The organism is Trichocoleus desertorum ATA4-8-CV12 (assembly GCA_019358975.1).
GTDB classification, from domain to species: domain Bacteria; phylum Cyanobacteriota; class Cyanobacteriia; order FACHB-46; family FACHB-46; genus Trichocoleus; species Trichocoleus desertorum_A.
Genome location: JAHHIL010000076.1, coordinates 1 through 17,008 on the forward strand (window position 1 = coordinate 1; position 17,008 = coordinate 17,008).

The window sequence follows — 17,008 nt, forward strand, 5'->3', positions numbered from 1 at the left end:
TGCCGTTCTATTTCAGTGAGACACACAACGTATTTCTTGGGCATTGCCTGGGTAACTCGATCAACTAGCTCTATCTTACCCCAGAAGCCTGTCAAGCTTTTATTGACTGACCACTAGACCAGAACCCTAGAGCGGAAAGTCTCTCGCAAAGCTTTGGCGGGTAAAAGGTTGATCGAGGAGTAAGCCTTCACCCCCTAGGGTTTCTAGCGGTTCGCCATTCACCGAGAGCCAAACCTGAGCGTCGGGCTGTAGACTCGTGGCTGTGTAAAGAACTTGAGCAACTCGGCCCGTCATGGAGGTACTGCCGCCACCTGTAGTAAATTCCTCCGAGAGATCGACATGAATCCCGTCTGACTCGACGGTTAATTTGCGAAGTTTCGTGCCTGAAGGAATGGTGGTGGCGATCGCGGCTTCTCCTGCCTTCGGCCCTGTCAGCAATTGAGCAAAGGCGGCTTGAAGGGCTGCTTCAGGCTGTAAGTCAGGCTGTAGAGCGATCTGATTCGGAACCAGTTCTAGCCCTTTGCCTGTGTCTTGAAGCCAGTAAGGGCGGGCCAATTCTTCTTGAGAAGGCTTCGTCGCTTGGGTCTGTGGCGGTTTGGTAGTAGAAAAATCTGTCGAAGTAGTGGCATTAGGGACACGACTGCCTAAGTCAGGCGGAGACGACTGCCATGCTAACCAAGCGGCTCCTCCCCCAGCGGCCATGATTAAGGCGGACAAGCCTGCAATGAGACCGACAGAAATCCGACGGGTTCGAGATTGGTCTTCCATAGGAAGCTCCTGTTGAAGGTTTAGTAGTGTGGTAAATGCACTACCAGAGCTGATGATGGCAACAACGCACCCAAATCACCGGGCGAGCGACCAGTGACTACAAGAGCATACCCAACTTTTTCGCCTAACCTCTAGTTTGATGGGGTGGCAGGGGAAGCGGGAGGCGTTTCAGCGCGAATAAAAGCCACAATACCGATCTGTTGCTCCGGGACTATCTTCAATTGTAGGAGCCGTGCTGTTACTTCTGGCCCCGCTAGTTGGTCGAGGTCAAACCGCTCGGTAACTCCCCTAGCGATCGGATCTAAAATTTCCTGGGGTACTGCTTCCCCGTTCACGCTAATGCGCGGCTCCACCAATTGCAATCGCTTCCCAGCCAAAACTGCTAGACCCGACTCGACAGTAATCTGGAGGCGATCGCTTTGCCCCTGTTCTTGCAACTCCGCCTTGACCCGAATCCGATTGTTTGCCAGCAGCTCCACTTGAGGGTTGAGAAAATCGTAGCGTTGCACCTGCTGGGCTTCTGAGTCGTCTAGAGCGCTAGCCCCCAAATCCCGCAAACGTTTAGTAACTGTTGGGGAACTGAGGGCGCGATTGATGTCCGCTCGGGTCAAAACCAGATGCACCCCTGCTTGTAAAGGGCGATCGAGCTTCAGACCTTTACCCCCGCGAGGATTGATATCAATCGGATCAGTCTCAACGTCCAACGCGGCAATCCGGAATTCTGGCAGGGGAAACAAGCCTCGACCCGCAATCCGTACCTTTTCTGCCTTGCCTTGGACAATTTGGTAACTGGGAGCGTTATCCACTCGGATTTGTAACTGCTCCACCGACTTAAACTGCGATCGCACCGCATTTTCGGCCACGCGATCGATCACCAAGCCTGCGGGTGACACTAGAGCAATTAGGCTCGACAGAAAAATGGTGAGGAATTCCATAATAGATCCGGAGTTGAGGAGGTGCGACCGACCTAACCCCCTAGCTCCCTTCCCTGGGAGAAGGCACTGTGTATACACAAGGCTTTTAGCAAGTGCAGATCACCGTGAAACCTAACCCCCAGCCCCTTCCCTACTAGGGAAGGGGAGCCAGAGTCAAAGTCACTCTCCGCGTCGGGGAGGGGTTGGGGAGAGGTATTTCTAGGAGCAGGCGGCATTCACCCATTGCTGAATCGTAGACACCACTTCGGTGAGTGGGAGTTCCTGCGCGGTTTTGTTCGCTCGCTGCACCACTTCCACTTTGCCGTCTTTGAGCGACTTGCCCGTGACGATGCGGTAAGGAATGCCAATCAAGTCGGCATCTTTGAATTTGACTCCCGCCCGCTCGTTTCGGTCATCCAGTAGGGTGTCAATCCCTGCCTGGTTTAGCTCAGTGTAGAGCTGTTCTGCTGCTTTCACTTGATCGGCATCATTCACATTGGGAATTACCACGATCGCTTGATAAGGGGCGATCGCCACAGGCCAGATGATGCCGTCTTTGTCGTAGGACTGCTCCACCGCAGCTTGAGCCACACGGGAAACACCCACGCCATAGCAACCCATGATCAACGGCGCTTCTTCACCTTGCTCATTGGTGTAGGTGGCTCCCATCGCCTTAGAGTACTTGGTGCCTAGTTGGAAGATGTGACCTGCCTCAATACCACGAGCACTTTGTAATGTTTGGCTGGGGTCATGTACGGCGCGATCGCCGAGTTTGGCTTTCCGCAAATCGACCGCTAGTTTGGGCAACTGGAGCTGCTCACCCCAATTTACACCTACCACGTGATAACCAGACTCGTTGGCTCCCGTAACAAAGTTCTTCAGCTCCACCACGGTCGGATCGACCAACCGCAGGAATTTCGGCGCTAAGTTCTTCGCGGATTGGATGTATGTGTCAGCGATGTCTGGGGCAATATAACCCAGAGGTAATGGTTGAGCCGCCCACTTAGTTTGAGCGGTAGCATCTGGAACCGTGAGTGCAATTACAGTTTTGGCTCCGAACTGCCCTGCTTGCCGCACCAATTCGTTTTGCAGTTTGACTTCATTGATTTCCTGGTCGCCGCGAATGCTAATTAGCACCAAGACAGTGGTGCCGTTGTCGTAAACCGCTTGGTACAGAACGTTTTTGACGATTTGGCTAGGAGAGCATTTGAGCAACTGGCACAGCTTTTCGATCGTGTCGGTGCCTGGAGTCTCCCGCTTCTCGTAAGTTGTGAACGGGGAAGGCTCAGTATCGGCAGGCAGAGATACAGCCTTCTCCACGTTGGCGGCGTACTTGCCATCGTCGGTGTAGAGCACTTCATCTTCGCCCGCTTCCGCCAAAATCATAAACTCATTGGAGCCAGAACCCCCGATCGCCCCAGAATCCGCTTCTACCGCGCGGAACGCCAACCCACAGCGCCGGAACATATTGCTGTAGGCTTGGTACATCGCTTGGTAGGTTTCTTTTAAGCTGTCCTCAGTCGCATGGAAAGAGTAACCATCCTTCATGATGAACTCGCGCCCCCGCATCAAGCCAAAGCGAGGCCGAATTTCATCGCGGAACTTGGTCTGAATTTGATAGAGGTGGGTGGGCAATTGCCGATAGGAGCGAATCATCTCTCGCGCCACCGTGGTGATCACCTCTTCGTGGGTGGGGCCGAGTCCCATCTCCCGCTCTTGGCGATCGACCAAGGAAAACATGATGCCTTCGGCCTTGGTATAGGTGTCCCAACGGCCCGACTCTTGCCACAACTCCGCTGGTTGCAACTGCGGTAATAGGCATTCCTGTGCCCCCGTCGCGTTCATTTCTTCGCGCACAATCTGGGAGACTTTTTGCAGCACTCGCCACATTAGCGGTAAATAGGCATAGATGCCGCTGCCAATCCGCCGGATATATCCTGCCCGCAACAACAATTTATGACTGGGGATTTCCGCTTCCGCTGGATCTTCCCGCAGTGTGACAAAGAGCATTTGAGACAGGCGCATAGGTTCCCCTTTCAGACCGGAGATTATTATCTCATAACCGCTCAGACGTAGCTGCCCTCTAGACAAAAGCGATAACAAACGGCGATCGCAGAATCTGCGGTGCCATTCATTGGGCAAGCGCGAGTAGCACAAATGGCACAGTTGGCTTGAGTCGGCAAAATTAACTCGGTGGCAGGATAAAGGCTAATGCCTTGAGTAATAAAGGCTTGCGCTTCCAACTCGGCGATCGTGTTGCAAATCAAGATTGCCTGAGTGATGCCTAGAGCCGTTCTATCCGCATTGATCTGGCGGAGTGTCTGGCTAAAACTTTGGCTGTCCTCCCGGACTATAACTAAAACTTTCTGGGGCAAGCTTTGAAAACCCACAGGTTTGGTTTCAGAAAAATAATCTTTGTATTGCAGGCTAAATGTCCCGTCTGGGTAGCGCAGCGTACGAATATAACGCAGAAACGGGATGGAGAAATGCCCTGCTGCATCCAAGGCATACCACCAGGACTTGTGCGAGGCTTCGTAGGACAGGTGCAGAATTTCCTGTACTTGCTGCGGCCCAAATCCGACTTTTGTTAAAAGCGCGATCGCCTGAGCTAGAGAAACGTTGTGGGCTAGCGTCAGGCTTTCCGACTCGCATCGGGAATGTCTGGTCTGGCTAGTTCTGGTTTGGTGACGATAAGGATTATGGCAGGATTCAGCTTCTCCCGAAGACGCTACAGGAGGAGAATCCGCCAAGATACATTTAACCGCCTCAAAATGAACCACAGCATCGGCAGTTTGTTGATCCTGCAAGGGAATCCCGATTTCTGCGCTGACTTCGCCAATCTGGTGAGGTAGAGCGATTGCAGGCAAACAGTTCGTTAAGAGTGACTTGAGAACCTGTGGATCAGCGATCGCTAAAGCAATCTGAATTTGGTCGTGGAGCGGTGTTGCTGGAAGATGCTCAGATACAGGGTAGAACAGAGGGTGATTTGGCATGGCGAGAAACCCAACTCTGCGATCGCTGACAAGCCTTAGCTCTTTCCCTCAGAACCAACCTGTCGTGGTTAAACCTCTAAGTATCTCTAAACCAAAATAAAAACTCGGTTTTCTCCAGTTTTTTTTAAGAAATTGGCTCCAAACAAAAAGGCCCGATAGTTCAGGGCCGAGAGAAACCTCCCATAGCTGACTGATACCATCAGACCTTAGTCTGTACAGATCTAGCGATTCGTTAGAGTTGACGAATGAATCGCTTATTTAGTTTCCGAGAACTCAGCGTCGATCACGTCATCATCACCGCTGCCGCTACCGCCCGTGGGGCCAGCATCAGGGCCAGGAGCACCAGTTGCGCCATCAGGAGCTGCACCGCCACCCGCTTGCTGGTAGATGTTGCTACCAATGCTATAAAGCGTCTGTTGCAATTCGGTGGTTAGAGTTTTGATGCGATCGTAATCTTCCTGGCTAGAAGCGTCCTTCAGGTCTTTGATCAATCCTTCAGCTTTGGTTTTATCACCAGCTGGAACTTTATCTCCTAGCTCACCAATTTGCTTCTCAGCTTGGTAAACCAGAGTATCGGCTTGGTTCTTGAGGTCGATTCTCTCACGACGCTCTTGGTCAGCCGTTGCGTTTTGTTCAGCTTCACGGACCATGCGCTCCACGTCGTCCTTGGGTAGGGTAGAAGCGCCAGTGATGCTGATCGACTGTTCTTTGCCAGTCCCCTTGTCCTTGGCACGGACATTGAGGATACCGTTAGCATCAATGTCGAAGGTGACTTCAATTTGAGGCACGCCACGAGGAGCCGCAGGAATGCCATCTAGACGGAAGACCCCCAGGTCTTTGTTGTCGTTGGCCATTTCCCGCTCACCTTGCAGGACATGGATTTCCACGTTGGTTTGACCATCAACCGCTGTCGAGAAGACTTCGGATTTCTTGGTGGGGATGGTGGTGTTGCGAGGAATAATCTTGGTCATAACGCCACCCAAGGTTTCTACACCCAGAGAGAGCGGAGTCACGTCGAGCAGCAAGATGTCCTTGACTTCACCTGCCAGCACACCTGCTTGAATAGCTGCACCTACAGCTACCACTTCATCAGGGTTAACGGTTTGGTTGGGGTCTTTGCCTAGGACACGCTTGACAATTTCTTGGACTGCTGGAATTCGGGTCGAACCACCCACCAGTACCACTTCGTCGATCGCGCTCTTGTCAAGCTTGGAGTCACGGAGAGCAGCTTCAACGGGGATGCGGCAGCGATCGATCAAGTCTGCACATAGTTCTTCAAACTTGGCGCGAGTTAGGGTCGTGTCGAGGTGCTTGGGACCGTCTTGAGTCGCGGTGATGAAGGGCAGGTTGATTTCCGCTTGAGTGACGCTAGACAGCTCAATTTTGGCTTTCTCAGCAGCTTCGGTGAGGCGCTGGAGGGCTTGCTTATCTTTGCGGAGGTCTATGCCTTCAGCGCTCCGGAATTGGTCAGCGAGCCAATCTACGATCTTTTTGTCGAAGTCGTCGCCACCTAAGTGAGTGTCACCAGAGGTAGCCAATACTTCAAAGACACCATCGCCGACTTCGAGGATGGAAACGTCGAAGGTACCACCACCCAAGTCAAAAACTAGAACGGTTTCGTTGCTCTTGCGATCGAGACCGTAAGCAAGGGAGGCAGCTGTCGGCTCGTTGATGATCCGCAGCACTTCAACCCCAGCGATTTTGCCAGCGTCTTTGGTGGCTTGGCGCTGGGAGTCGTTGAAGTAAGCAGGGACGGTGATCACAGCTTGGGTAACCGTGTCGCCTAAGTACTTGCTGGCATCCTCGATCAGCTTCCGCAAGACTTGAGCAGAAATTTCTTCAGGTGCAAACTGCTTGCTTTGGGCAGGGGAGTCAATCTTAACGTTGCCGTTGATGTTGAGGACTTTGTAGGAAACTTCGGTGAGTTCGTTTGATACTTCGTCAAAGCGGCGACCGATGAACCGCTTCACTGAGTAGAAGGTGTTTTCGGGGTTCATTACGGCTTGACGCTTAGCAATCTGACCCACGAGGCGATCGCCATTCTTGGCAAAGGCGACAACCGATGGGGTGGTGCGGAAGCCTTCTGCATTCGCAATTACAGTAGGCTTGCCACCCTCCATTACTGCAACGCACGAGTTTGTCGTGCCTAAATCAATACCAACAACTTTTGCCATAAAATTCTCCGGCTCTATTCAATTCAATACGGAAGACTTAGCGATTTTAAGCGGCCAAGTTTGTTTAGAGGTGGGGCAGGGCTGATAACTGAACTGGTGTTCTGTCGGCAGTTAGCTACTACGTAACGTCAGACCAGGCAACCGCACTAATCTCTATACTGCTTGTCGTTGGCCTTTCTCTTGAAGGGGTATTTACCGAACCTGGATGGTCGGTTCTGGAGGGGTTGCTGGGTTTCTTCTACTTTATTTGGAAGAACCGAGCCCTTGGGGGCACCTGCCCCCAAACCCCCGCTGAGGGACGGCTGCGTCCCCAGACCCCCTCCAGAAGGGGTTTTAGGGTGAGTTAGTTGTGCAATGCTATTTTGAGTGGATGGTCAGAATGGGGTTTGCATGGGGTTAGGAGCATTGCTTGGGTTGCAATATCTCTACTGTAGGCAGCAATACCTCAGGTCGCATTCAGGGGAACCGTAAGCGCTGAGTCGTGTTTGCCGACTGATCCAAAAGCTGGTTTAAAGAAGGGGCGATCGCATTTGTGCTCTAAGCTTTTCTGCTCTAATCAGTTAGCTCAGTTACTTACAATGTAGAAGCTCAGGAACATGGCCTTGAAACCTAACCCCCAGCCCCTTCCCTCCGAGGGAAGGGGAGTTAGATTCAAAGTCCCTCTCCTGTAGGAGAGGGGTTTGGGGAGAGGTCAACTCAAGACACCAACTTGAAAAGCTATTGCCTGTGTAGCCCTGGCAATCTCTTAGTCCTTCACCTCTCTTCAGCTCATAATGGTTTCTTTGTCTCCCAGCCTGAAGGCTCGTCTGTCTAGTCCGCTGAAAATTGGTTCCTTTGAAGTTAACAGTCGGGTGCTTCAGGCTCCGCTGTCGGGCGTGACGGATCTAGTGTTTCGGCGGTTGGTGCGGCGCTATGCTTCTGACTCGATGATGTATACCGAGATGGTGCAGGCGAGTGGGCTTTGCCATGTGAAGCATTTGCCTAAAATTATGGAGATTGACCCCAACGAGCGCCCCATTAGTATTCAGTTGTTTGACTGTCGCCCGGACTTTCTAGCAGAAGCAGCGCGGATGGCGGTGGCGGAAGGAGCGGACACGATCGACATCAATATGGGCTGTCCAGTAAACAAAATTACCAAGAATGGGGGTGGTTCTTCGCTGCTGCGTGATCCTCAAACGGCAGAGGCGATCGTGCGAACAGTGGTAGAAGCGGTGAATGTGCCTGTAACGGTGAAAACTCGCATCGGCTGGACTGACGAGGAGATTAACATTCTGGAGTTTGCCCAACGGCTGCAAGATGCGGGAGCCCAAATGTTGACAGTACATGCCCGGACTCGCGCCCAAGGCTACAACGGTTCTGCTAAGTGGGAATGGATCGGTCGGGTGAAGGAAAAACTCACGATTCCGGTGATTGCCAATGGCGATATTTTCTCCGTGGAGTCAGCCGTGGAATGCCTAGAGCAAACGGGGGCGGATGGGGTGATGTGCTCGCGTGGCACGATGGGTTATCCCTTTTTGGTGGGAGAGATTGATCACTTTCTCAAAACTGGCACTGCAAAAGCCCTGCCCACTCAAATCGAACGGTTGCTGTGTGCGCGAGAGCATTTACAGGCACTGTGGGAGTACAAGGGCGATCGCGGGATTCGGCAAGCTCGTAAGCACATGACTTGGTATGTCAAAGGCTTTTCTGGGGCAGCTGAGCTACGCGGCCAGTTGTGCTTGATCGAAACGGTGCAGCAAGGGTTGGATTTGTTGGATGGGGCGATCGCAACTCTGGCTCAGTTGGAGCCTGATCTGGTCGAAATAAATGGAGATCCCTTTCCCTTGATTCCTGTGGTGGCTTAACCGGAAACAGTGAAACATCAAACATTTGAGTCATGAGCCAACTGAGCTTGCTGTTGCAAAAAGCAAAATTGGTGGAACCCTAAATCTATAAGCTTTTGTTTCCCTGAGTAATCACGCTACCTGAAAATGAACCAGCCAGAGAGCAGCAGTAGAGATGAGCAAATAGAGCAATCCCTGCTTTCTCAAGGAACTCTATTGAACCGGATGACGAACCGCATCCGTCAGTCCTTAGAACTGCCCGAAATCCTGTCTGCAACTGTGGCAGAAATGCGATCGTTTTTGGGCACTGACCGGGTCAAGATCTATCGGTTTCAGGCGGATGATAGTGGTGAGGTGATCGCGGAGTCTATTTATCAGCAGCGGTTGCCGTCTCTGCTAGGGCTAAACTTTCCAGCGGATGACATTCCAATGGAAGCCCGAGAAATGTTCGTCAAAGCTCGGCAGCGATCGATTGTGGATATCACGACGCAGCAGATCAGCTTGACTCGCCTCAGTTCTCCGGAGACAGCTGAAGATCTGGCAGTGGTGGAGATGTTGCAGCGTCCCGTAGACCCTTGCCACGTGGAGTATTTAACGGCAATGGGGGTGAAGTCTTCATTGGTTGTGCCCATTTTGCACCAGCGGCAGCTTTGGGGGCTGCTAGTCTCGCATCACGCTGAGTCTAAGGCTTTTTCTGAAGCAGATCTCGAAATTGTGCAGATGGTGGCCGACCAAGTTTCGATCGCGATCGCTCAATCCAATTTACTGAGCCAAGCGAGGGAACAAGCTCGTCGAGAAGCCATCATTAACCAAATTTCGACGCTGCTCCATGCCCCACTCAACATTCAAGAAATTCTGCAAATTGTCCTAAAGCGGGTAGTTCAGTCCGTCGGAGGCTCTGGGGGCCGATTGTTTCTGCTGACGAGCGAACCTAATACCTCTGGTAGCCTCTACACCTATGGTAAGCAGCCCGTCCTCGCTGAGGATAGTCAACTTGATTTGCTGGAGGAAAGCAGTTTTTGGCAGCAACTCATCGCGAGTCCATCGCTGACTTTGCAGTCATCGTCCCTCGACATTGGCTCATTGCTGCCTCACATACAGGGAGAAGCAGCGCTGAAATCTAGCATGGCTCTGATGCCCGAAGTGAATGGAGAAGTGCGACCCATTGTCTATCAAGCCATTCCTAGTATCCGGGCCATCGATGACCTTTATCAGGAGCCTGATCTAGCTGCGCTGCAACCTACTTTTGCCACAAGCCAGATTCGTAGCATTTTAATCATGCCTTTGCGCTACGGTCGGCAATCTTTAGGCTGCTTGAGTATTTTTCGAGATGAAGTCGATACGGAAAAACTGTGGGCAGGGCACTGGGACTCGGACGAACGCCAGCAGCGGCCTCGCCAATCCTTTAAGATCTGGCGTGAGTTAAAGAGTGGTCAGGCTCAAGCTTGGCTACGGAGCGAAATCGAATTGATTCAATCTTTAGGGACTCACCTTTCGATGGCCGTAATGCAAAATCGGCTCTACCAATGCGAGCGTGAGCAGCGACTTTTGGTAGAAATGCGTAATCAAGAGCTACATGCAGCGCGAGCAGTAGCTGAGGAAGCGAGTCGCCTCAAGTCTGATTTTCTATCTTCCACCAGCCATGAGTTACGCACTCCATTGGCTTCAACTTTGAACTATTTGAAATTATTGAAAGAAGGTTTTTACGACAACGAAGAAGAACTTAAAGAATACATCCAAGTCGCTTATCAATCCGCCGAGAACTTAGTTGCCATTATTAATGATGTTTTAGATATTGCCAAGATTGAAGCGGGTCGGATGAACATTAATTTGGAAATGGTTCATTTGCCCACTCTGTTGCAAGAAGAGCAAAATTTATTCAATTTAGATAGCCGTCGTAAAGGTATTGCCCTCATTGTTGATTGTGAAGTTGACAATGTTGAGGCAGACAAAGTCAAGCTGAGACAAATTTTGACCAACCTGGTTTCTAATGCCTTGAAATTCACGAGTCAGGGTGAGATTCGCATTCAAGCAATTAGAAAGATTGATAACTCCGATCCAAACTTTCATCCACAAGTTGTGGAGATCTCCGTGGCAGATACAGGAATAGGCATCGATATTAGTAAGCGAGACTTATTGTTTGAACCCTTTGTCCAGGCAGATGGTTCGATTAAGCGACGCTATGGGGGAACAGGTTTAGGTTTGACGATTTGTAGACGCTTGGTGGAGCTGATGGGTGGCAGGATCTGGATCGAAAGCTCTGGTAAAGACCAAGGCACTAAAGTCAGTTTTACTTTGCCCGATCCAAATGTTTAAGACTTGCAGAAATAATCCTTAGCGCAATGCCAACACTTTGTCTTTTTGCACATTTAATTTATTTGATTCCTGATGAGGTGAGGAATAAAGTTGAATATTCTGCTAGTTGATGATGATTACTTACTCGCTAAAGGCACAGCTAAGCTCATCCAGCGGCTAGGCGGTCATCAAGTTCAAATTACAGATGATCCAGCAGAGATTTTTTGCCAATGCCAAACTGGAAATGTGCATTTAGTTCTGATGGATGTTAATTTGCCGGGAGCCCAGTGGGAGGGGCAGGCAGTAAGTGGCGCTGACTTAGCCCGCCTCCTCAAAACTCATCCCCAAACTGCGCACATCCCAATTATTTTGGTGACTGCTTATGCAATGGTGGCGGAGCGTCAGGCCCTTTTAGCCGCTTCTCAAGCAGATGAATTTTGCACAAAGCCCATTACCGATTACGATGCACTTCTCGTCGCGATCGCTCAACTCAATCCCACCAATGCAACCGCTAAGTAATCACTCAGTAATCACTTATTAACAAGTCACCACTAATCTAATGTTTAAGATTGCTGTACTGGATGATGACCCCCAATGGGGATTTGCCATTCAACGATTTTTTAGAAATGAGTTTGCAGTTTCTACTTATGTAGATGTCTACAGCTTTTTATCTAAAGCCCATGAGTATGATCTAGCGATCGTTGACTTCTCAATTCCACCCGCTAGATTTGAGAGAAACATGAATGGCTGTGAGTTAATTTGTCAGCTCAAAAATAACTTATTGCATCCACCTATTTTGATCTTGGCGACTGGATTCTTGAGCCAGCAGGACATTGGGGCGGGCCGAGCACTTTGTCCTGAGGCGGATGGCTTCTTGGTCAAGGATATGGGTTTAGATGCCATTTTGCAGCAGAGCAAGCAACTTTTAGCGACTAAAGCTCCTTAGCTATAAACCAGGCAATATCAAGGTTTGCTGGCTAGGTTATCGCTGAAGGATCTGGTAGGGTTTTAAGACGGCCTCTCAGTCAGGCGATTCAGGGTAACTTGCAGGTGGCTGGCGGTTAGCATCTGTAAGCATCAAGGCAGTTTGCTTCAGTGAATGAGGATCAGCATGGAGGCAATGAAAGGACGGGATCTTCTGAGTTTGGCAGATCTGAGCCCAGACGAGGTGCAGGAGCTGCTGCATTTGGCAGGTCAGATGAAGTTGGGCAAAGTGGCACCCCATTGCCCCAAAGTTCTAGGGTTGCTGTTTTATAAAGCTTCGACTCGGACACGGGTCAGCTTTTCTGTGGCGATGTATCAACTCGGAGGGCAAGTCCTAGACCTCAACCCAAACGTGACTCAGGTCGGGCGCGGGGAGCCGTTGGAAGATACAGCCCGTGTCCTCGATCGCTATCTCGACATCATGGCGATCCGCACGTTTGAGCAGCAAGATTTGGAAACATTTGCCCATCATGCTCAAATTCCTGTCATCAATGCCTTGAGTGATCTAGAGCATCCCTGTCAAATTTTGGCGGATCTGTTAACTGTTCAGGAGACGTTTGGTTCTCTAGCGGGCCTAACGTTGACCTACCTAGGAGATGGCAACAATGTGGCTCATTCTCTCCTATTAGGCTGTGCGTTGGTAGGAATGAATGTGCGTATAGCGACACCACCGGAATACCAACCTTTACCAGCGATTGTGGAGCAAGCCAAAGCGATCGCAAGTAATCGTTCTGAAGTCCTGATCACCCTTAATCCAGAAGTGGCGGTCAAAGGAACTCAAGTTCTTTACACCGATGTCTGGGCCAGTATGGGGCAGGAAGCTGATGCGGCGGCTAGAATTCCCATTTTTCAGCCCTATCAAGTGAACGAATCACTGCTGAGTTTGGCAGACCCCAAGGCGATCGCTTTGCATTGCCTACCTGCTCACCGGGGAGAAGAAATTACTGATGCGGTGATGGAAGGAGAACAGTCCAAGATTTGGGACCAGGCAGAAAATCGCCTCCATGCGCAGAAAGCTTTGCTAGCGAGCCTTTTGGGAGCCAGTACATAAGCGATCGCAGATTGATTGGACTCAGGGCTAGACAGACGAGCATCGAGATGATACAAGTGTTCTATGGGGTGAGATTTATCAGCCACCTAGAATTTTTTTATGGAACGCCTCACTGAAGCCCAACAGCAACTCTTCGACTGGTTACTAGAGTATATCCGTCAGCATCGCCATTCGCCCTCGATTCGGCAAATGATGCAGGCGATGGATTTGAAATCTCCAGCTCCCATTCAGAGCCGCTTAGAGCACTTACGCACTAAGGGATACATTAGTTGGACAGAAGGCAAAGCCCGCACAATTCGGATTTTGCAAGCGGATACTCAAGGAGTGCCCATTCTAGGAGCGATCGCCGCAGGTGGCTTGGTAGAGCCATTTACCGATACGGTAGATCGGCTAGACCTGTCTAATCTCTTGCTGCAACCTCAATATTTCGCGTTGCGGGTCACGGGCGACAGCATGATCGAAGCACTGATCGCGCCTGGTGATGTTGTGATTATGAAACCCGTTGCCGATCCTAAATCTCTTAAGAACGGCACCATTGTCGCCGCAATGGTAGAGGGGCATGGCACCACTTTGAAGCATTTCCACCGCAAGGGCAGCAAAGTGACACTGAAGCCTGCGAATGTGAAGTATCCACCGATTGAAGTATCTGCTAGTCACGTACAAGTTCAAGGTTCGCTTGTGGGTGTTTGGCGAGGTCTGGAGTCAGCTTTAGCGTAATTTTGTAACACCTCTCTACAATCAATGAGTGCTTGAATTTTCCTGTGGCATGATTGACAGGCTGCAACAGGAAGGCTCTGTTGTGGGAGGAATTCTAATTAACTGTGAAAGCAAATCAATCTGTGCTGCAAGTCTTTCAAAGCCGCAAAATGGCTGCATTATTGCTGCTAGGCTTTTCTTCTGGCTTACCCTTGTTTCTGGCTAGCCGAACGTTACAAGTCTGGATGACGGAAGTAGGGGTAGATTTGGGAGCTATTGGATGGATTGGGCTAGTCAGTCTGCCTTACTCTTTAAAGTTCCTCTGGTCACCTGTCCTGGATCGATTTGTACCCCCGTTTATGGGGCGGCGGCGGGGCTGGCTCATTATTACTCAAATAAGCTTGCTGCTTGCGATCGCTACTATGGCGATGCAGAAACCTGCTACAGCTTTACAGCTTCTGGCTATTAATGCCTTGGTTATTACGTTCTTAGGTGCTACTCAAGATATTGCTGGGGATGCTTACCGCACTGATGTTTTAGAACCTCAAGAGTTAGAAGCTGGTGCATCTATTTGGGTCTTTGGTTATCGAGTTGCTTTATTACTCACTGGCTCGCTAACACTGTTTTTGGCAGAGTATTTACCCTGGCCAGCAGTATATCTGGCGATGGCGGGTTTTATGGCCATAGGAATTATTACTTCTTTATGGGCTCCAGAACCAATTTTTCGCGCTCGCGCTCCTTCATCACTTTTAGATGCGGTTTATCGTCCCTTCCAAGAATTTTTTCAGCGTATGGGAGGTAAAGCTGGGAGCCTAATTTTTCTATTTATTTTGCTTTACAAGCTTGGAGATTCATTAGTAGGAAATATGGCATTTTCCTTCCTAATAGAAACCGGGTTTAGTAAGTCTGAACTGGCTTTTGTCCAAGGTGTGATGGGTTTCTGGGCTACTAGTGTTGGGATTTTAGTGGGTGGAGCAGTTCTATTAGCCATTGGCATCAATCGCAGCCTGTGGGTCTTTGGCCTCTTACAAGGACTTAGTAACCTGGGTTACTTCTTCCTTGCCACAGTTGGTAAAGATAGTATGCTTTTAGTGCTAGCTATTAATTTAGAGAATTTTTGTGCAGGATTGGTTGCTGCTGTGGCAGTTGCATTCATCATGAGCCTTTGTAACCATCAATTTTCCGCAACTCAGTTTGCTTTGTTATCAAGTCTCATGGCTGTTAGTAGAGATATTTTGAGTGCGCCCGCGGGGGAAATTGCAAAAGTAACTGGATGGCCAAACTTCTTTTTGCTTTCCTTAGTAGCTACTTTACCTGGTCTACTCTTACTTCCCTACGTTGCCCCTTGGAATGCCCCACCTATCGCTTTAGCCATAGCAGATACAGAAGAAAAAGATTTCTAAGCTTGGGTGTAGGATGAAGAAAGAGTCGCTTCACAAATCTTAGGTTTCTTCTCAGACAAGTTTTCCACCCTCGCTTCCCTGTCACTATGGCTTTCTTCCGTCAGTACATCGCCCCCCTGATCGTAGTCTTGGTCTTTTTAGTGGCCTTGGTTGCGGTTAGCGCCCGGATTTTCTTGCCTGGCGACATGGCTGCACCTGCGCCAATCGAAGGGGTGGGCTTGCAAAGTGCTCCCACTAGCGCAGAACAAGTGGCTGATCTACCGCCTGCCCTTTCAGCCTTAATTAAGGGGTTGCCAGATGATCCAGCCCTGTCCGAGCAACTTTAATCACCCTACTCCCGTAATTTAGAGAGTGGTGTCCTCGCCCAAGCTGTTATTGCCAGGTTACTGGCTACGTTCTGGCTCTAGTTTGGAACGAGCCTTGCTGGTGAAGTTTATGCAGCGAACTTACCAGGAGTTGTATCCAGATCAGGATTTCTCTCATTTGGCACAGACCGTAGAGCGTTATCTAACGAATGAGAGTCCGGTGTGGTGGGTAGAGCCAGAAGCGGCAAATCCTATTGCTGTAGTCACGACAATGTTATCTCGCGGAGTTTCGTCTCCTGTGGCTTGCCTGTGGCTGGGTAACTCGGTCGATCAAGTCACAGGCGATCGCCATGCTTGTATTTTTCTGCTGTATGTGGCACCAGAACATCGACGGCGAGGAATTGCCTCAGCGTTAGTACAACATGCGATCGCTTGGTCTCAGGCAAGGGGCGATCGCCAACTGGGACTACAAGTCTTTCAAGCCAACCAACCTGCGCTCAATCTGTACCAAAAGTTAGGATTTCAAACGCAGGCTTTATGGATGGTTAAACCGTTAGAATCACCGCTTACCGAACCCTAAGCTGCGGCTACAGTGACTTTCAAATTAATTGCAAAAAGTCTATCTGTTGACCTGCTCATGCATCTCGCGAAGTGCTGTAAAGTGACAGTATGTATGATGATGACGATCTAACAGTACTCGATCTTGAGGCCGAACTGGAAAGCCCCCTCGACCGGATGGGGCCAATTGATGCTGAGTCTGAAACGCCCAAGCCAAATCCTGAGGCGATGCTAGCGCTCTTAGACTCATCTGAGACCAACCAGCGGATGTTGGCAGCCAGAGCCTTTTGTGAATTGCAGGATGAGCGCGCCATCCCGCAACTAATTAGTCTGTTGCAAGATGCTTGCCCGTTGGTGCGAGTCAGTGCAGCCTACGGTTTGGGGCGAAATCCTAGCCACGACGCAGTGGAGCCCTTAATTGACCAACTGAATCGCGATTGGAATGGCTATGTGCGCAAAGGCGTAGTTTGGGCCTTGGGCAATTGCCGCGATCGCCGTTCCCTCCTGCCATTGATTGATGCGCTCAAAACCGATATTTCTGCGGTGCGACTTTGGGCTGCGAGTGCCTTGGCTCAAATGTCGGATGTGAATTACGAATCCGTAATCGCTGCGATTCCACCCCTGATTGAGGGCTTAAGGCGCGATCCGGTGGCGGCGGTGCGGAGCAATTGTGCTTGGTCGGTGGGGCAACTGTGCCGCGAACTGCCTTCTAATGTAGTCTATGCCACGGCAATTGATGCGCTGATCGAAGCCTTTGCCGAGGATGAAGAACTGGGTGTCCAAGAAGATGCCAAAACTGCTTTGCTGAAAGTGGGTGATCCACGCGGCTTACAGGTAATTGAAGAAATTGAGCGCGATCGCCTGATCTAACTACTTCATAGAAATCTCCGAGAAACCCACTCCTTTAGGGACAGGAACGGCGAACAAAGGTCGCCAGCAGGTGTTTGTATCCTCACAGATGAAATGTTAAAATGTGAGGCATGGCAGAACGCGCTTTCAAATTCCGTTTTTATCCAACTCCAGAGCAAGAAACCTTGCTGAGGA

16 protein-coding genes are annotated in these 17,008 nt (G+C 50.3%); 11 read left to right on the top strand and 5 right to left on the bottom strand.

The features are described from left to right. Positions 1-126: 126 nt before the first annotated feature. From KME12_26470 to dnaK, 5 genes are all read right to left on the bottom strand, one after another. Positions 127-702 carry a GerMN domain-containing protein gene (locus KME12_26470; GenBank protein ID MBW4491309.1) on the bottom strand — a complete coding sequence of 192 codons (576 nt, stop codon included), beginning with the start codon at positions 700-702 and terminating at the stop codon, positions 127-129. 197 nt (positions 703-899) lie between these two features. Continuing rightward, on the bottom strand, positions 900-1,703 hold the full coding sequence (locus KME12_26475; GenBank protein MBW4491310.1) for a DUF2993 domain-containing protein: 804 nt from the start codon (positions 1,701-1,703) through the stop codon (positions 900-902). A 198-nt stretch (positions 1,704-1,901) separates the two neighbouring features. Further along, positions 1,902-3,707 (bottom strand): proline--tRNA ligase, encoded by a 1,806-nt coding sequence (gene proS, locus KME12_26480; GenBank protein MBW4491311.1) that lies wholly within the window; start codon positions 3,705-3,707, stop codon positions 1,902-1,904. A 41-nt stretch (positions 3,708-3,748) separates the two neighbouring features. Further along, complete coding sequence (locus tag KME12_26485; protein MBW4491312.1) at positions 3,749-4,675, bottom strand: hypothetical protein; 927 nt, start codon at positions 4,673-4,675, stop codon at positions 3,749-3,751. Positions 4,676-4,929: 254 nt separating this feature from the next. Next, positions 4,930-6,849 carry a molecular chaperone DnaK gene (dnaK, locus tag KME12_26490; protein ID MBW4491313.1) on the bottom strand — a complete coding sequence of 640 codons (1,920 nt, stop codon included), beginning with the start codon at positions 6,847-6,849 and terminating at the stop codon, positions 4,930-4,932. A gap of 773 nt (positions 6,850-7,622) precedes the next feature. Between dnaK and dusB the strand changes: the two genes are divergently transcribed. From dusB to KME12_26545, 11 genes are all read left to right on the top strand, one after another. Further along, a complete protein-coding gene (gene dusB / locus KME12_26495) occupies positions 7,623-8,693 on the top strand; it encodes a tRNA dihydrouridine synthase DusB (GenBank protein MBW4491314.1) in 1,071 nt (356 codons plus the stop codon). Between the two features lie 126 nt (positions 8,694-8,819). Continuing rightward, positions 8,820-10,988 carry a GAF domain-containing protein gene (locus KME12_26500; GenBank protein MBW4491315.1) on the top strand — a complete coding sequence of 723 codons (2,169 nt, stop codon included), beginning with the start codon at positions 8,820-8,822 and terminating at the stop codon, positions 10,986-10,988. Positions 10,989-11,078: 90 nt separating this feature from the next. Further along, positions 11,079-11,486 carry a response regulator gene (locus KME12_26505; protein ID MBW4491316.1) on the top strand — a complete coding sequence of 136 codons (408 nt, stop codon included), beginning with the start codon at positions 11,079-11,081 and terminating at the stop codon, positions 11,484-11,486. A 40-nt stretch (positions 11,487-11,526) separates the two neighbouring features. Further along, positions 11,527-11,913, top strand: coding sequence for a response regulator (locus KME12_26510; protein MBW4491317.1), 387 nt, complete (start codon positions 11,527-11,529; stop codon positions 11,911-11,913). A 159-nt stretch (positions 11,914-12,072) separates the two neighbouring features. Beyond that, positions 12,073-13,002, top strand: coding sequence for an ornithine carbamoyltransferase (gene argF / locus KME12_26515; GenBank protein ID MBW4491318.1), 930 nt, complete (start codon positions 12,073-12,075; stop codon positions 13,000-13,002). Between the two features lie 99 nt (positions 13,003-13,101). Further along, positions 13,102-13,719, top strand: a complete 618-nt coding sequence (lexA, locus tag KME12_26520) for a transcriptional repressor LexA (protein ID MBW4491319.1) — start codon at positions 13,102-13,104, stop codon at positions 13,717-13,719. Between the two features lie 149 nt (positions 13,720-13,868). Continuing rightward, positions 13,869-15,101: an AmpG family muropeptide MFS transporter gene (locus KME12_26525; GenBank protein ID MBW4491320.1), complete on the top strand. Its 1,233-nt coding sequence runs from the start codon at positions 13,869-13,871 to the stop codon at positions 15,099-15,101. An 86-nt stretch (positions 15,102-15,187) separates the two neighbouring features. Beyond that, positions 15,188-15,427: a hypothetical protein gene (locus tag KME12_26530; protein MBW4491321.1), complete on the top strand. Its 240-nt coding sequence runs from the start codon at positions 15,188-15,190 to the stop codon at positions 15,425-15,427. Positions 15,428-15,536: 109 nt separating this feature from the next. Further along, the gene (locus KME12_26535) at positions 15,537-15,986 is read left to right on the top strand and encodes a GNAT family N-acetyltransferase (GenBank protein MBW4491322.1); all 450 of its coding nucleotides are present in this window, start codon (positions 15,537-15,539) and stop codon (positions 15,984-15,986) included. Positions 15,987-16,075: 89 nt separating this feature from the next. Beyond that, the gene (locus KME12_26540) at positions 16,076-16,834 is read left to right on the top strand and encodes a HEAT repeat domain-containing protein (GenBank protein ID MBW4491323.1); all 759 of its coding nucleotides are present in this window, start codon (positions 16,076-16,078) and stop codon (positions 16,832-16,834) included. 110 nt (positions 16,835-16,944) lie between these two features. Next, positions 16,945-17,008, top strand: a 64-nt coding sequence (locus KME12_26545; GenBank protein MBW4491324.1) for a helix-turn-helix domain-containing protein, incomplete at its 3' end; no start/stop codon positions are given.

What these genes read in the sequence shown, in the direction of transcription:
- KME12_26500 (MBW4491315.1), top strand. Translation starts at nt 8,820, where the DNA reads ATGAACCAGCCAGAGAGCAGCAGTAGAGATGAGCAAATAGAGCAATCC.
- KME12_26510 (MBW4491317.1), top strand. Translation starts at nt 11,527, where the DNA reads ATGTTTAAGATTGCTGTACTGGATGATGACCCCCAATGGGGATTTGCC.
- proS (MBW4491311.1), bottom strand. Translation starts at nt 3,707, where the DNA reads ATGCGCCTGTCTCAAATGCTCTTTGTCACACTGCGGGAAGATCCAGCG.
- KME12_26535 (MBW4491322.1), top strand. Translation starts at nt 15,537, where the DNA reads ATGCAGCGAACTTACCAGGAGTTGTATCCAGATCAGGATTTCTCTCAT.
- dnaK (MBW4491313.1), bottom strand. Translation starts at nt 6,849, where the DNA reads ATGGCAAAAGTTGTTGGTATTGATTTAGGCACGACAAACTCGTGCGTT.
- KME12_26475 (MBW4491310.1), bottom strand. Translation starts at nt 1,703, where the DNA reads ATGGAATTCCTCACCATTTTTCTGTCGAGCCTAATTGCTCTAGTGTCA.
- KME12_26525 (MBW4491320.1), top strand. Translation starts at nt 13,869, where the DNA reads ATGGCTGCATTATTGCTGCTAGGCTTTTCTTCTGGCTTACCCTTGTTT.
- KME12_26540 (MBW4491323.1), top strand. Translation starts at nt 16,076, where the DNA reads ATGTATGATGATGACGATCTAACAGTACTCGATCTTGAGGCCGAACTG.
- KME12_26470 (MBW4491309.1), bottom strand. Translation starts at nt 702, where the DNA reads ATGGCCGCTGGGGGAGGAGCCGCTTGGTTAGCATGGCAGTCGTCTCCG.
- lexA (MBW4491319.1), top strand. Translation starts at nt 13,102, where the DNA reads ATGGAACGCCTCACTGAAGCCCAACAGCAACTCTTCGACTGGTTACTA.
- KME12_26530 (MBW4491321.1), top strand. Translation starts at nt 15,188, where the DNA reads ATGGCTTTCTTCCGTCAGTACATCGCCCCCCTGATCGTAGTCTTGGTC.
- KME12_26485 (MBW4491312.1), bottom strand. Translation starts at nt 4,675, where the DNA reads ATGCCAAATCACCCTCTGTTCTACCCTGTATCTGAGCATCTTCCAGCA.
- dusB (MBW4491314.1), top strand. Translation starts at nt 7,623, where the DNA reads ATGGTTTCTTTGTCTCCCAGCCTGAAGGCTCGTCTGTCTAGTCCGCTG.